This is a genomic window from Sphingopyxis sp. MC1 (genome assembly GCF_000371385.1).
Classification (GTDB): Bacteria; Pseudomonadota; Alphaproteobacteria; order Sphingomonadales; family Sphingomonadaceae; genus Sphingopyxis; species Sphingopyxis terrae.
The window spans coordinates 202,511-215,491 of sequence record NZ_AOUN01000008.1 but is presented as its reverse complement, the minus strand read 5'-3'; the positions used below and the strand labels follow the sequence as shown (position 1 = coordinate 215,491).

The following is a 12,981-nucleotide window of genomic DNA, read 5'->3' as shown; positions in this document are numbered from 1 at the left end:
GTCAATTGCCTCGATAAGTCGAATAGCCGTAGGGGCTGACCACCACTGGGACATGGTAGTGGCCAGTCTTGTCGGACACATTGAATATCACCGCAATCTCGGGAAAAAACGGCGTCGCCGCCGCGTTCGGGTAAGCGGTCATATCGAATTGCAGCCGGTAGGTTCCAGTTTTCAAGTCGGCGTCGGGTCCAAAGCTGCGTACCCGGCCATTCTTGTCGGTACGAGCGGTGTTCACCTCCACCCAAGTTCCGGCTGCATCACGCTTCGAGAGCGTGACGGGGACATTCGCCCCTCCGACACCCGCCGCAAGGTCGAGCACATGGGTCGAAATCTCTGCTGCCGCGGCCGGAGCGGCGACGAGACCAAGCGCGATCGCGGTAAGGAGGCGGGACATCTTCATCGATCTGATCCTGATATGCGCTGAAGCCGTGAAATGGGGATATTCTTTCCGTAGCGCATTGCTATTCCATTTCCGAATGAAATGATTGAATGCTTTTCATTCACAATTATGATGAAGCCGTGTTCGACCCAAGATTGCTCGAGGCCTTCATAACGGTTGCCGACGCCGGGAGCTTCACAGCCGCGGCGCATCGCCTGGGCTCCACTCAGTCGACGGTTAGCCAGCAGATCGGCCGGTTGGAGGGCAGAATCCGCAAGCCCTTGCTGGATCGCACCGCCCGACCGGTGAAGCTCACTCCTGCCGGCGAACGCCTGATCGGTTACGCGCGGCGCGTTCTTGCACTTCAAAGGGAAGCCGCGGCGTTGCTGGCCGATCCTTCAGGCAGCCGAACCCTGCAGGTCGGCCTACCGGACGATTTGATGACGGCCGCGATGGGCGACGGGTTTGCGCGCTTTGCCGCGCGGCACCCTGATATTCGGCTGGATGTCACGACGGGCCTCAGCCGCGACCTGTCACGGCGGTATCGCGACGGGGAATTCGACCTTGTCATCGTCAAGGAATACCGGGCGCAGGCTGACGCGCGCGCGAGCTTTTCCGAGCCGCTGGCGTGGATCGAGAGCGCCGACCACGCGCAGCCCTGGTCCGATCCGATCCCACTGGTCGCCTTTCCACCGGGTGGGCTTTACCGTGATCAGATGGTCGAACAGATCGAGAGCGCAGGGCTTCGCTGGTATCTGGCCTTCACGGGCAACAGTCTCGTCAGCGTGCTCCGCGCCGTCGAAGCCGGGCTTGGCATAACCATCCTGCCTTTTGCCACGATCGAGCCCTACAGGGTTCATATCTGCCGGCAGTTTGAGCCCGTCATGCCCATGACGCTGTCGGTTTACGCATGGGAACAAGATGCAGCAACAAGCGAGCTTCTGGCGGCATTGACCCGAATCGTGTCGCTCGAACGCGTAGCGAACGGGCCGCTGGACCGCGCAGCGGCCGGCCTTTGATCGCGAGCCTGCCCAGTCCGTCCGAACATTTCGCGCCGCGATCGCGGCATTTGCCGAGGATCACAGCGGTGCCAAGATATAGGGTGTCCGATATGGTCCCTTCAGCCCGCTGATCGACATTTCGGGTCGATGAGCCGCCCGGCAGCGTTCACGGTCGCCTTGCTGAGTGCGGTCGCGTCGTCACGCGGCACGGGCGAGGGCGCCGAAGCGCTTTCCCGCGGCTGATCTTCCGGCGACCGGAGCGGAGGAGCGCATCCCGCGGGCCTCATGGCGAAAGGCGCGGTGCGACCAGGAGCAGCAAAACGGCTGCGGCCAATATGGCGAGTGCGGCCCCGGGCAGCGCTGACATAGGCCGGAGCGCATGCTCGGTCTCGAAACGCGACAGCTTCGCAGCTCGCACAGGATCGCGGCGGAGCGCGCTGCGCGCTTCGGACGACAGACCCTCCGTAAGCGACAGCAATCTCCGCCGGGCGCGGCCGCCAAGATGCGGGTATCGCGCGAGCAGATCGGCCAGCTCGTGCCAGTCGGGACAGGCGTCCGGCCCGAACGGCGGCGGCTCAGGCAGGGGGATCGTCATTTGCATCCCTGCCGTTCGTCCGCGACGCTCCGCATGGTTGCCGAATCATCCTGCGGACTGACGACGACCAGCACGGCCGAGGTTACAAAGAACAGGCAGGCTGCGATCAGCCATCCCCTGTTGCGCTCGCTAACCGCAAACATCAGGCTGTAGAGACCGGCGACGGCGGCGGCGAGGCGCGCTTGATCGGCAGTCCGGCGCCCGGGAAAGGTCCGAATGCCGCATGCCGCTGGGCCTCGACAGCGACCCGCATCGGCGGCGTTGCGAACAGGCAGGCGAGCACCGCCGCGACTGTCTCGGAGTCGGCCGGACCGGCTGAGCTTCGCAGCGCGACCGCGAGCAACTGGTCTTCAGCCATCGCAGAATATTCGAGCCTGTCGATCGGGGTCAGCCCGCAGTCCGAGGGCGTGCGCAAAACTGCAGCCTGGTTCGGGTCGTTCAGCAGCGCGCTCGCCCGGCGGGCCGCACCGACGATAAGATGATCGAGCAGGATTTGCTGCCCCCTCATGTTGTTCACATATACCTCCATGAGCCGGCGGCGCGTGGGCAGGCGGCTCGTGCGTGATGGACAAAGATTTCGAGACCGGCGGACAAGGAGAGCCCGCCGCGCGCGCGGATTTACCGGGGACCTCAAGCTTTGCCGGCGAAGCTGCGTGCGGTTCGTCAAGCTGACGCCCCGAACCCGCGGCATGCGGGTTCGGGGCTAGTCTCCTCGAAGCAGCCGTACTCCGAAGCGCGAGAAGAAGCCCTTCGTGCGCGCGGCCGATCGGCCGTGAAGGCAGAGATCCGTATGCGGGTCGCCGCGATCGGACACCGGATCGATCGCCGCGCCACCGGCGCCAAGCGAGCCCAGCAGCGACCGTTCGTCGGGGTGGTCGGCGACGACGACCCGCAAGTCCGGGTTGCTTCGAAAAGGCGCCGCTGCCGCTTCGGATATACAGTGGATGCTGCCGGTCCAGCGCGGTGCCGTGTCCTGGATCAGCGACGCTGCGTATCGTCCTGCGCGTGGCGAATGGATCAGGACATGATCGATGTCCTGCAGAGCGCCGCATATCCATTCGAGGTCTCGCGGATCGCTTTCCCTGACGTCGTAGACGGGAAGCTTGCGCACCCGGAAGCGGTGTTCGAGGAGGGCTTCGAGATCGCCGGCGGTGTCGACAGCACCCGGGTGAAGCATGTCGGCCCCTTCATCCAGTTCGGCCCTGATCAGGCGGCAGAGCGCCTGCACGTCTCCCCGCGCCGAGGCGACGCACCGATATCCCCGCGCGCGCGCGTATCGCGCGGTCCGATCCCCGACCGCAAATAGCGGAAGGCCGGCGAATGCAGGCACGAACCGATGGAGGCGTACGGCGTTGAGGCTCGTGAGGATCAGAGCATCGGGCACTTTCACGACGGGGGGGACCGCGAGCGGCACGACGGCGAGAACCGGCGCGCCGAGCGCGTCATATCCCGCTGCGGCAAGACGCTTTACGGTCAATCGATTGAAGGGGTCGGTCCGGGTGACCCAGACCCGCGCGCGGTTCATGCCGCTTCGAGCGCCGCGGTGGCACACCGCCAATAGGCATTCACGCACCGAGCGAGGAAGTGCGGCGGCGGCTCGCCGATCACGTCTCTCAGCAAAGGCACGAGGCTGTCCCCGAAGGCAATGATTTGCCCGCGCGGCACGGCGGCGGCATCGCTTGGTGGTGCGGCATCCTTGTCGCAGCCCGCCAGCACCAGGTCGGCCAGGAGGGACGCGTTCCGCACAGCCGCTTCCGAGTCTGCGCCGGACATTTGCAAGGATTGGGCCGCGGCAGCCTCGAACTGATTGCGCCGCGTACGGAGGATGCCGAAAGCTTCCGCTTCGGACAAGGAGGTGCTCATATAAGACTCCCGGCGAATTGACCGCCGTTATCGACCGGCTTGCGCAGGTCCTTGATCAGGAAAGATGCGGGGGTGCCGGTGTGGAGTGACCGGCATGAGCCTCGGGCGCCGCGCCGCTCCGCGTCAGGCGGATCGGGGCCGGGCCGAGGCCGGCCAGCGTGTCAGCAGGCTGCCAGCGTGCGCCAGAAATCGGGATGCCGTAGAGCACAACATGCGCGGCTTGTATCATGAAGCGGCATGAGAGCCAAATCGCCGCCCTTGCGCCTGCAAAAGCCCGGCGCGCCGTCCCGATCGCACGATTCTCTCACCAAATCGGGTCCGCCGCATGCACATCTATAGCAGGCATGCCGCATAGTATTTGACTTCCCGGCGGGCAGCCACCATCTTCGGCTCATGCCAAAGCGTGTTCGCCTTCTCCGTTTCCGTCTTCACGCGGGGACCCTGCTCGTCGGCTTTTAGCCCCGACCACGGCGCGATGCGGCTCCGGGTTCGGGGCCGAAAAAATCCATACATGATCGCGCCGCGCCGGCGCCCTTTTTCCATTCAGGAAGCGAAACAATGGCTAGTTCGAAGGCTGCCCGGCGGCCGTCCGTCCATATGATCGATAGCGAGGCCGAATGCCTCTCCAATCTCGCACTCGCGGTCGAAGACCGCCTGCCCGATGTCGCCGAGTTGCTGCTCGGCGAGATATCCCGCGCGGTTCTTCACAAGGCAGCGCGGATGCCGCCGGGCACGGTAACGATGCATTCCCATGTCACCTTCACTGACGAGGCCAGCGACCGGGAGTATCGCTACCAGCTCGTGTTCCCGAAGGACGCGGATGTTGCAGAGAACAGGATTTCGGTCCTCACACTTGTCGGCGCCGGATTGGTCGGGCTCAAGCCGGGCCAGACGATCCTGTGGCCAGACCGGGACGGGCGAGAGCGCCGGTTGAAGGTCATGTCGGTCGAGCGCGGAAACCCGGTCATTTAGTCTGCGAGCCGCTACCTGCAAAAGCTCACGGTCGCACGTGGTCTTGATGAAAAAGGTCGGCCGCAGCCATCTCGACACAAATCTCGGGCAACTAGCCGCAACGATAAGCTACTAACCGCTACGATAAGTTTGTGGACCAAAGCTGCCGATTTAATCTTATGACATCCCATGGAAGGCAGGCCGCCAAGTTGGAACAGGTTTGCGGGCCTGCATCCGTATGCGGGGGGCAGAGGTATTAGAGTTTGGCTCGAAGGGGCGCCCGGGATAGACACTCTGACGCGGGGGACAGCGACCGCTTCACCCGTCATAGATGCAATCCGATCTCCTGCGTCAGTGCATCGCACGGCTCACAGGATCGGAAAAAAATCGACTGCGCCCACAGCATTATCTTTTAAACCCTTTCGAACTCGGCCATCGGCGCCACTATTGCGCGGCCTTGTACCAGCGCGCCTTGGCGGGCAACTGCGTCGCGGAACACAGCTGATATTTCTCGTTTGAATTTAAGGGTCCCCCGACCGCGCCAACAAATGTGAAGGATTGCGGGCCATTCAGGACATATTCGTTGACAGCCAAGCTCGGTTCCCAGCGTCCGTCTTCATCGCGCGTACGATACGCGATGCGGAAGCGACCGGGACCCGCCATTTGCCACGTCACGGCTTGGCTTGAATATTCATGTTTCGGGTCGCTGACATCGCTCTCTTCCCAAAAGCGCGAACCGTCGAAATACATGGGCGTCGTGACAGGCTTGGAGCAGGTCGAAAATGTGCCTTCGACATAGGCATAGTAACCGGCCTGCAGGGGAATGGTCGAGGAGGTCGCGCCGGCCGTTGGCTTAGGCTGAGCGTTCGTGGTGGCATTACCTGAAGGCGGCGCGCCATTAGCAAGAGCGGGCCGATATTTTCGAACCGTGGCCTGCATTGCAGGTGATAATTGGGAGACAGCGCACTTCCCGTAAGCTGTATCGCTATACTCCATTCGGCGGGCGCTCATGCTACCTTCGCGGAAAATGAAGCCTCCCGCAGCGCCCGCCTTGATGCCGCGCGCATCCATGGGAAATCCTGCCTCCGAAATGAAATCGTCGGTTGACCAGATACGGGTAAAGCCAACGAGATCCGGCTCATAGTCCTTGCTGCCACGCGTAGACGCTCCGGTTCGGCTGATATTATGCGCATCAAGAGCCGCATCGCGCGGACTGTTCATCCTGTTGCCGGGAAGCGACTGAATAATATAGCCGTAGGAGGTGCCATCGTAGAAAAATACTTCGGTCGCCTCGGCGCAACTGCCTGAATAGTCGGCATAATAAATGCCTTTTTCAATCGGCAAAGCCGTTCGAGAGGCGACCGCCGGCGCAGCGGCCGCAAAGGAGCTCATCACCGCGCTGCTCGCCGGCCGAGTAGCGATCCCGCCATTAGCCTCGCTCTGCGTTGCAGACAGGGCCGCAGCCGATACGGACAGAAGGCAAAAGCAAGCTTTGTGGAACGATACCATCGCGCGTCTCCCTTAGATTTCCGACTAGAATGCACAGCCACAATGTCTTTGTAAATATTGGCCGATCCCCATTCGACGGGCGATAGAGCGCTATCACGGTTCCAAAATGGAACGTCCCGCCTTGGACGATGGCGGGAAGGCGTTGACGCCAAGCATGGTGGTAGCGGCTCCTAGCTCGATTGGATCCGCAATGTTGCATACGTGCCTGGGTCTCAGGCGCTCGTGCTCGACGGGGCCGCTATGCGCGTCCTCGAAATGCCCCAACTAGTCCTGCGCCACGTCGAAGGGAGGCGCTCCGCATGATATAAATATCTCAAATAACAGGTAAACGTTATGCGCCCGCGAGCAAATATGTGTGGTGAGCGGCGATGAAATATGGAGTCGAAAGCGCAAGATCGCGGGCCGACAATCCATAAAGCTTGTTCGAGAGGGCGGTTGCCTAAGAAGAATAGGTCACGCTGTCTTTCGCGTCCGTCCCACCATCCTCACCTCATTCGATCAATCGGCGAACAAGCGCACCCAATTTCAGCCGATAAGGTTTCGAAATCGCAATCTTTATAAATTCTTGACAATCCTTTGATGCTTTGGCGGACTGCCAAAATGATATCGGAGGATGGTTGCCAGCGCAGCGGGCGCGGGCGAAGACGACTGGGGGATTTAGCATGGCCAAAAAAGGAAAGTTCACATCAATTGATGAAGTGAAATATTTCTCCAAAACGGGCGTGGTGCTCGACGCCCAAAATTCTGCGACGACCCATGTTCATGGCGGCGGCGGCCAGAACAATACCCCGGTATCCATCTCATCAACGACGACGAAGCACCTGCACATCTTCGTCCGCCAGGATAACGGCAAAGAGTTCGACACGACCTTTGATAACCTCGGTGTCGCGGTGCGGCCGGGGCATCGCGTTTCGGTCGTCTATGTCGGCGCGAAAAATGAAAGCGTCGGCTATTCTACTGGCATGCTCGTGCATGACACAGGTCGAAGCGCTGTCTGCACGACTACCGCCGAATCCTTCGTTCAGCGTACCAACCCTGCCGTCGGCTGCCTGAGCGTCGTTTTTGCACCGATGCTGTTCGCCGCAGCTTTCGTGGTGCTGACCGGCGGCTCCAGTTTCAGCAGCTTTGGCGGGATCGTCGGCGTTGGGGCAGTGGCATATTGGCTCTATTCCCGAAAATCGCAGTCCGACAAGCTACGCGCCCAGATTGTCGATGGGGTTGAAGCCGAGCTGGAAAAGCTGAGACAGACCCGTGGCGATTGATCGACCAATTTGAATATCATCGTCAATAGCTTGGAAGGCCACCCTCTCGAAGGGCAAGGAATTCAGCGCTCACGCTTTGGCAATCTCAATTGCTCCGGCCACAGCGAGGTGGTGGGCGATTTGACGTCCAGCACGTTTGGCCTGATGAACGTCCGACTAAAGACCCCCTTTCGGCGTGTGAGGCAATGAGATGATCATATTTCAAGATATGTTTATGGAATCACGTGGAAAGCCGATCGAATATAACGGGCGGACCGTGCAGATGGTGGACAAGGTCAGCATAGGGGACGCCGCTGACGTCAGAATTCGATTTGAACACATTTCGCCCAAGTGGAAGCAGGGAATCAACCTCACGACCAAGGGTCATTTCGTGGTGAATGGCGATAGGTTCGATAAATCTATCGTGTTGTGGCAGGATACCGCCCCGGTCACCTCCGAATTCCGTGTCAATTCGAGCGACGGCCTGTTGTCAGTGAAAAATGTCTGGGACATGGGCGACGGCGTCATGCAGTCCTGGCGTGGCGGGGGCGCGATGATGGTGGAGGGAGACGCCGAAAGCCGGCGCGATCTTTGCAACGATGGAGAATTCGACGACGATTTCGACGATCTCATATTCACGCTTGAGATTGGCCAACCCAGTAATTTCACCCAACGCGCCGATGGCAACTCTCAGGCCGTCATTTATCCGGCGCTACGCCTGGTTTCGGGCGCATTGCCGCCAGTCGTTGAATGGGGGAGCAGGCCCTGGTCGAAAGCCCCAACCGGGTTGGGAAGATGCCCTTTACGGGCTGCGTTTCTTACTCTTGCCATTTGAACCAAGGTGACGACAATGCCCCCATCTGCCCGCGGGGATCAAGAATGCAAGACGGACTTGTCGATCGGATTTACGAATGCTCGGTGGTCCCGGAGGCATGGCCGGCGGTTCTCGACGAGGTCGCAGCGCTCGCGGGATCGGCGGGTGGGCTTCTCTTCTCGGCGCGCAAGGCGCTGAACTGGACCGCTTCCGAGCGCGTAGCCGACGTCTTTGCGGCCTATGTGGAGGAAGGATGGTTCGGCAAATGCAGTCGGCGCGTTTGCCTGATGGGCCGCGAGGAGCCCTCCTTTTTCGTCGAGCATGATTTCTGGAGCGACGAGGAAATCGATGCCGATCCGGTGTATCGCGATTTCTTCCGTCCGCGCGGGCTGGGATGGTCGGCGGGAACCGGGGTCCAGGTGTCGACCGGTGACAATATCGTGTTCAGCGTCGAGCGGGCCTTTTCTGAAGGCCCCGTCGCGGCCGAAAGCGTGGCACGGCTCAACCTGCTGCGCCCGCATCTGGCGCGCAGCGCGCTCGTGAGCGCGCGCATGCAGCACAAGCGCGCGCAGGGCGCTGCCGAGGCGCTGACCGCGATGCAACTGCCGGCTTTTCTCCTGCGCGTCGGCGGTGAAGTTGTCGAGATGAGCCCCCTTGGCACCGATGTGTCATCGCTTGTGATATTGGGTGCCCACGGCCGCCTGCGACTGGCAGACAGGCAGGCAGACGCGCTCCTCGACGACGCCTTGGCATCGCTGACCTCGGCACCCGCCATCAGCGCGCGATCGTTTCCGGTGCGCGACGCGGCGGGAACGCCCCGGCAGGTTGCGCATCTGATCCCGGTTCCGCGCGGCGCGCACGATGTTTTTGGGGATTCCTATGCCTTGCTGATGATGGTGCCGGTCGCTTCGGATCGCGTGCCTTCGGCAACGCTGATGAAGTCGCTTTTTGACCTGACGCCGTCGGAAGCGCGCGTTGCCAGTGGTATCGCCCGAGGCGAAACGCCTGAAACAATCGCGGCGTCGGGCGGTGTCGCCATCACTACGGTGCGCAGCCAAATTCGCAGTGTGCTCGAGAAAACGGGCACGTCACGACAGTCCGACCTTGCCGGGCTGCTGGCCCGGCTCGGTGCAACCGCTCCGAACTGATCGAAAAAACTCCGTCCCATCCTCCATCTGGAGGATGAACCGCACGCAGGCTTGGGCTCTATTCGCAATCGCTGACGGCGATCTGCGACCCACAGTCGTCAGCGGGCGGTGCGCTTGACCCATCGGGCCAGGCGCACCGCCGCCAGATCGGCAAAAGTTCAAGACAACAGGTGCGCGCTTAATCGGCTGACCGCATCATTCGCAGCCCGGCTGGTCGCGGCGGCAGCGCTGTTCGCGACTGCCGCCATGGTGACCCCGGTGGCGTTTTCGTCGCAGTTCCGCAAAAATACCAGCATCCTGTAAAAACTACTAGCAGGTAGATAATTTTTGCGGCATAGTTATTCCAACGGCTCGCCATCGACAGAATGGCACCGCGGAGGGAGATTTTGGTGTCACTATCCGACTGCCTTGGGTCGATGCTATGACGGTGGCCGTGTCCAGTGATTCCATGATAAATCCGCGCGCCCCCGGTGCCTCGCTCAAATCCGAGTTCGTTGCCTTCAAGGTCAACCGCATCGTCGAGGCTGCGAGCCATCTTTTTTACGAGCGCGGCTACAGCAGCTGCACCCTCGACAATGTCGCCAGCCAGCTCAGCGTCACGAAGCCCTTTCTCTATTCCTATTTCAGGAACAAGGAAGCGATCCTTGCGGCGATCTGCGAGGTCGGCATCAGCGAGGCCCTCGCGGTGCTTGAGGATGTGCTGGCGCATCGGCATGAGAGCCACCGTGCAAGGCTTGCCGAAGTGGTGCGCAAGGTCGGGCGGATTGTCATCGACCGGCAGGAATATGTCGTCGTCTATCAGCGTGAGATGAAGCATCTCTCCGCCGATGATTACAAGCGCATCCTGCGGTTGCGGCACAGCTTCGATCACCAGATCGGCACGATGATCCGCGAAGGCGTCGCAAGCGGCGAATTCCGCGCCGACATCGATCCGTTCATCGCGGTCTGGATCGGCGGCCTCATCAGCTGGATCCCGACATGGTACTCGCCGACCGGCAAACGCACCGCCGACGAGGTGATCGAATATCTCGTCGAGGCCGCGCTGCGGCTGGCAGGCGCGGAATAGCAAAAGGAATCTGACACAGGCGGAAAACGGAGCGGGTTTCGATACCCGATTGGCCCAAACAGATAATCAAATACTGGCGGGTAGATAATTATAAGCCCGGTATATCAGGGAGAGGCAATATGAATTTCAAGGTCAAGCTACTGCTGTCGGCGGCTGCCACGGCTTCGATTGCCGTCGCAGCGCCAGTGTTCGCCCAGGAAACTGCGCGCGATAGCGGCACCGAGGCCGGCGAGGATGGTGCCATCATCGTAACGGCAACCAAGTCCGGCAAGGCGCTGGAAGATACAGGGGGCTCGATTTCGGTTCTCGGTGCCGGCGACGTCGGCGCGGGCGGTATCGAAGACGCTGGCGATCTCGCCTCGGCGGTGCCCAATGTCTCGGTCGGCGATCAATTCGGCGTCAACCGCACTTTCATTCGCGGCATCGGCCTCACCAGCATCGACCTTGGCGCCGACAGCGCCGTGGCCTTCCTGCAGAATGGCGCGATGATCAGCCGCCCGGCGGCGCAGCTCAGCGGCTTTTACGACGTCCAGCAGATCGAAGTGCTGCGCGGACCGCAGGGCACGACATATGGCCGCGGCGCGACCGGCGGCGTCATCAATATCGTCACCGCGCGGCCGACCTCCCAATTCGGCGGCTATGCCCGTGCCACTTACGGCAATTATGACGCGCGGACGCTCGAAGGCGCGCTGGGGGGACCGATCACCGGCGAAAATTTGATGTTTCGCGTCGCGGGCAAATATGAAAAGCGCGACGGCTACGGCACCAACTTGTTCACCGGAAACCCTGTCGATGACCGCGATGCCTATGCCATTCGCGGATCGCTGCTCGCGAAATTCTCCTCGAACCTTGACCTGCTGATCGTCGCCGATCACTTCAAGGAGGACGACAATAATTATGCCTTCCACTATTTCGGTCCGACCGTGGTTCCCGAAGCGGGGCTGGCGTCGTCGCTCCTCGGCGGCAAAACGATCTTCGACTATTATGCGGCGCGCGGCGAAAAGCCCAACCTGCGCAACATCTACTCCGACGAAGACGCGGTCAACAAGCGTGACGGATCGAGCGTTCAGGGCATTTTGACGTGGGATTCGGGCGATTTCTCGGTGGTTTCCACCACCGCCTACCGCAAGTTCAAGCGCTTCAATCGCGACGATCTCGACGTCAGCGATATCAATGCCTTCGGTCAGAACAACTATACCGAGGATAGCAAGTCGTTCAGCCAGGAGGTCAATTTCACCTACAAGACCGGCAGCTTGTCGCTTTTGGGCGGTGCGACCTATTTCGACGAACGTCTGTTCGGCGAGGTGCGCGTGCCGACCGTCAACCTGGCATCCTATTTCAACATCGTTCTAGGCACCAGTTTCCCCGCCGACCAGTTCGACAATGGCAATTATCTCCAGCGCGGCACCGTCAAGACCAAGGCGGCGGGCGCCTATCTCGAAGCGTCATACGAGCTGCTGCCCGACCTGACGCTGACGGCCGGCGCACGCTATAATTGGGAAAAGCGCAGCGGGGTGGGGCGTTTCACCTTCGAGGCGCAGGGCCTCGATATCCCGACCGACAAGAGCGGCAGCTGGGATGCGATCACGCCCAAGTTCGCGATCGAATATCGCACCCCGGGCGGCACGCTGTTTTACGGTAAGGTCACGCGCGGCTTCAAATCGGGGGTCGTCAACATCGGCAGCATCAACTCGGTCATCGACCCCGAATATGTCTGGAGCTACGAGGCGGGCTTCCGCGGGGAAACCGCCGACCGCAAATTCGGGTTCGCCGGTGCCGTCTTCTATTATGATTACAGCAATCTGCAGGTCGGTTTCGTCAACGCCAACAGCATCGTCGAGACGATCAACGCGGCGTCGGCGCGCAACTACGGGGTCGAGCTCGAAGCCAACTTCCGTCCCGGAGAGAACACCACGATCCGGGTCTACGGCACCTATCTCAACGCGAAATACAAGGAATTCTGCAACGGCTATTATGGGGCGGGCAGTCCCGGCAGGCCGCAGTATCCGGCTTGTCCGACCGACCCGGCCCTCGTCGATCTGTCGGGCAACCGCTTGTCCAACGCGCCCAAATTTACGGTCGCGGCCTTTGCCGACCAGCGTTTCCGGCTCGGTAGCGCCGGCTTCCTCGACCTCTCCGCCGACGTCAATCTGCAGGACGAGGTCTTCTTCACCGAATTCAACAACCGCGACGCGCGGCAGCAGGCGTTCGCGCTGGTCAATGCGAGCATTACCTACCGGTCTCCCGACGAACGCTGGTCGCTCGCGCTGTGGGGCAAGAATCTGACCGACAAATATGCGCTAGCCAACACGATCATCTCCGCGCCGCTGTACAGCTTTGTGTCGGTGGGGTCGCTGCGGCCGCCGCGGACCTACGGCGTGACACTCGGGGTCGATTTCTGATTGGAGTATTGC

The 12,981-nt window shown here is 61.2% G+C and carries 13 protein-coding genes; 7 read left to right on the top strand and 6 right to left on the bottom strand.

The features are described 5' to 3' along the window. Position 1 precedes the first annotated feature (1 nt). The gene (gene uraH / locus EBMC1_RS12055; RefSeq protein WP_003046936.1) at positions 2 to 400 is read right to left on the bottom strand and encodes a hydroxyisourate hydrolase; all 399 of its coding nucleotides are present in this window, start codon (positions 398 to 400) and stop codon (positions 2 to 4) included. Positions 401 to 489: 89 nt separating this feature from the next. Between uraH and EBMC1_RS12050 the strand changes: the two genes are divergently transcribed. Further along, complete coding sequence (locus EBMC1_RS12050) at positions 490 to 1,398, top strand: LysR family transcriptional regulator (protein ID WP_003046932.1); 909 nt, start codon at positions 490 to 492, stop codon at positions 1,396 to 1,398. Between the two features lie 265 nt (positions 1,399 to 1,663). Here the strand turns inward: EBMC1_RS12050 and EBMC1_RS12045 are convergent, their stop codons facing one another. The 4 genes from EBMC1_RS12045 to EBMC1_RS12030 all read right to left on the bottom strand — a co-directional run bounded on the left by EBMC1_RS12045 (position 1,664) and on the right by EBMC1_RS12030 (position 3,838). Then, the gene (locus EBMC1_RS12045) at positions 1,664 to 1,975 is read right to left on the bottom strand and encodes a hypothetical protein (protein ID WP_003046930.1); all 312 of its coding nucleotides are present in this window, start codon (positions 1,973 to 1,975) and stop codon (positions 1,664 to 1,666) included. 142 nt (positions 1,976 to 2,117) lie between these two features. Then, positions 2,118 to 2,492: a hypothetical protein gene (locus tag EBMC1_RS12040; protein WP_156001190.1), complete on the bottom strand. Its 375-nt coding sequence runs from the start codon at positions 2,490 to 2,492 to the stop codon at positions 2,118 to 2,120. Positions 2,493 to 2,678: 186 nt separating this feature from the next. Further along, on the bottom strand, positions 2,679 to 3,500 hold the full coding sequence (locus tag EBMC1_RS12035; protein WP_003046922.1) for a uroporphyrinogen-III synthase: 822 nt from the start codon (positions 3,498 to 3,500) through the stop codon (positions 2,679 to 2,681). Beyond that, complete coding sequence (locus EBMC1_RS12030; RefSeq protein ID WP_003046919.1) at positions 3,497 to 3,838, bottom strand: hypothetical protein; 342 nt, start codon at positions 3,836 to 3,838, stop codon at positions 3,497 to 3,499. The genes EBMC1_RS12035 and EBMC1_RS12030 overlap by 4 nt, the downstream gene beginning before the upstream one ends. 558 nt (positions 3,839 to 4,396) lie before the next feature. Here EBMC1_RS12030 and rnk point away from each other — a divergent pair. Further along, complete coding sequence (gene rnk, locus EBMC1_RS12020; RefSeq protein ID WP_040590219.1) at positions 4,397 to 4,810, top strand: nucleoside diphosphate kinase regulator; 414 nt, start codon at positions 4,397 to 4,399, stop codon at positions 4,808 to 4,810. Positions 4,811 to 5,233: 423 nt separating this feature from the next. Here the strand turns inward: rnk and EBMC1_RS18415 are convergent, their stop codons facing one another. After that, complete coding sequence (locus EBMC1_RS18415; protein WP_156001188.1) at positions 5,234 to 6,181, bottom strand: hypothetical protein; 948 nt, start codon at positions 6,179 to 6,181, stop codon at positions 5,234 to 5,236. A gap of 779 nt (positions 6,182 to 6,960) precedes the next feature. Here EBMC1_RS18415 and EBMC1_RS17900 point away from each other — a divergent pair. From EBMC1_RS17900 to EBMC1_RS11990, 5 genes are all read left to right on the top strand, one after another. Further along, positions 6,961 to 7,560, top strand: coding sequence for a hypothetical protein (locus tag EBMC1_RS17900; protein WP_051066417.1), 600 nt, complete (start codon positions 6,961 to 6,963; stop codon positions 7,558 to 7,560). 190 nt (positions 7,561 to 7,750) lie between these two features. Continuing rightward, a complete protein-coding gene (locus tag EBMC1_RS17895; RefSeq protein ID WP_003046908.1) occupies positions 7,751 to 8,374 on the top strand; it encodes a hypothetical protein in 624 nt (207 codons plus the stop codon). Positions 8,375 to 8,418: 44 nt separating this feature from the next. Next, entirely contained in the window at positions 8,419 to 9,501 is a 1,083-nt protein-coding gene (locus EBMC1_RS12000) for a helix-turn-helix transcriptional regulator (protein ID WP_003046905.1), read from the top strand. Between the two features lie 433 nt (positions 9,502 to 9,934). Further along, a complete protein-coding gene (locus EBMC1_RS11995; RefSeq protein WP_231292916.1) occupies positions 9,935 to 10,567 on the top strand; it encodes a TetR/AcrR family transcriptional regulator in 633 nt (210 codons plus the stop codon). Positions 10,568 to 10,686: 119 nt separating this feature from the next. Continuing rightward, positions 10,687 to 12,969, top strand: coding sequence for a TonB-dependent receptor (locus EBMC1_RS11990; RefSeq protein WP_003046899.1), 2,283 nt, complete (start codon positions 10,687 to 10,689; stop codon positions 12,967 to 12,969). Positions 12,970 to 12,981 lie beyond the last annotated feature (12 nt).

What these genes read in the sequence shown, in the direction of transcription:
- uraH (WP_003046936.1), bottom strand. Translation starts at nt 400, where the DNA reads ATGAAGATGTCCCGCCTCCTTACCGCGATCGCGCTTGGTCTCGTCGCC.
- EBMC1_RS12050 (WP_003046932.1), top strand. Translation starts at nt 490, where the DNA reads ATGCTTTTCATTCACAATTATGATGAAGCCGTGTTCGACCCAAGATTG.
- EBMC1_RS12045 (WP_003046930.1), bottom strand. Translation starts at nt 1,975, where the DNA reads ATGACGATCCCCCTGCCTGAGCCGCCGCCGTTCGGGCCGGACGCCTGT.
- EBMC1_RS12035 (WP_003046922.1), bottom strand. Translation starts at nt 3,500, where the DNA reads ATGAACCGCGCGCGGGTCTGGGTCACCCGGACCGACCCCTTCAATCGA.
- EBMC1_RS12030 (WP_003046919.1), bottom strand. Translation starts at nt 3,838, where the DNA reads ATGAGCACCTCCTTGTCCGAAGCGGAAGCTTTCGGCATCCTCCGTACG.
- rnk (WP_040590219.1), top strand. Translation starts at nt 4,397, where the DNA reads ATGGCTAGTTCGAAGGCTGCCCGGCGGCCGTCCGTCCATATGATCGAT.
- EBMC1_RS18415 (WP_156001188.1), bottom strand. Translation starts at nt 6,181, where the DNA reads ATGAGCTCCTTTGCGGCCGCTGCGCCGGCGGTCGCCTCTCGAACGGCT.
- EBMC1_RS17900 (WP_051066417.1), top strand. Translation starts at nt 6,961, where the DNA reads ATGGCCAAAAAAGGAAAGTTCACATCAATTGATGAAGTGAAATATTTC.
- EBMC1_RS17895 (WP_003046908.1), top strand. Translation starts at nt 7,751, where the DNA reads ATGATCATATTTCAAGATATGTTTATGGAATCACGTGGAAAGCCGATC.
- EBMC1_RS12000 (WP_003046905.1), top strand. Translation starts at nt 8,419, where the DNA reads ATGCAAGACGGACTTGTCGATCGGATTTACGAATGCTCGGTGGTCCCG.
- EBMC1_RS11990 (WP_003046899.1), top strand. Translation starts at nt 10,687, where the DNA reads ATGAATTTCAAGGTCAAGCTACTGCTGTCGGCGGCTGCCACGGCTTCG.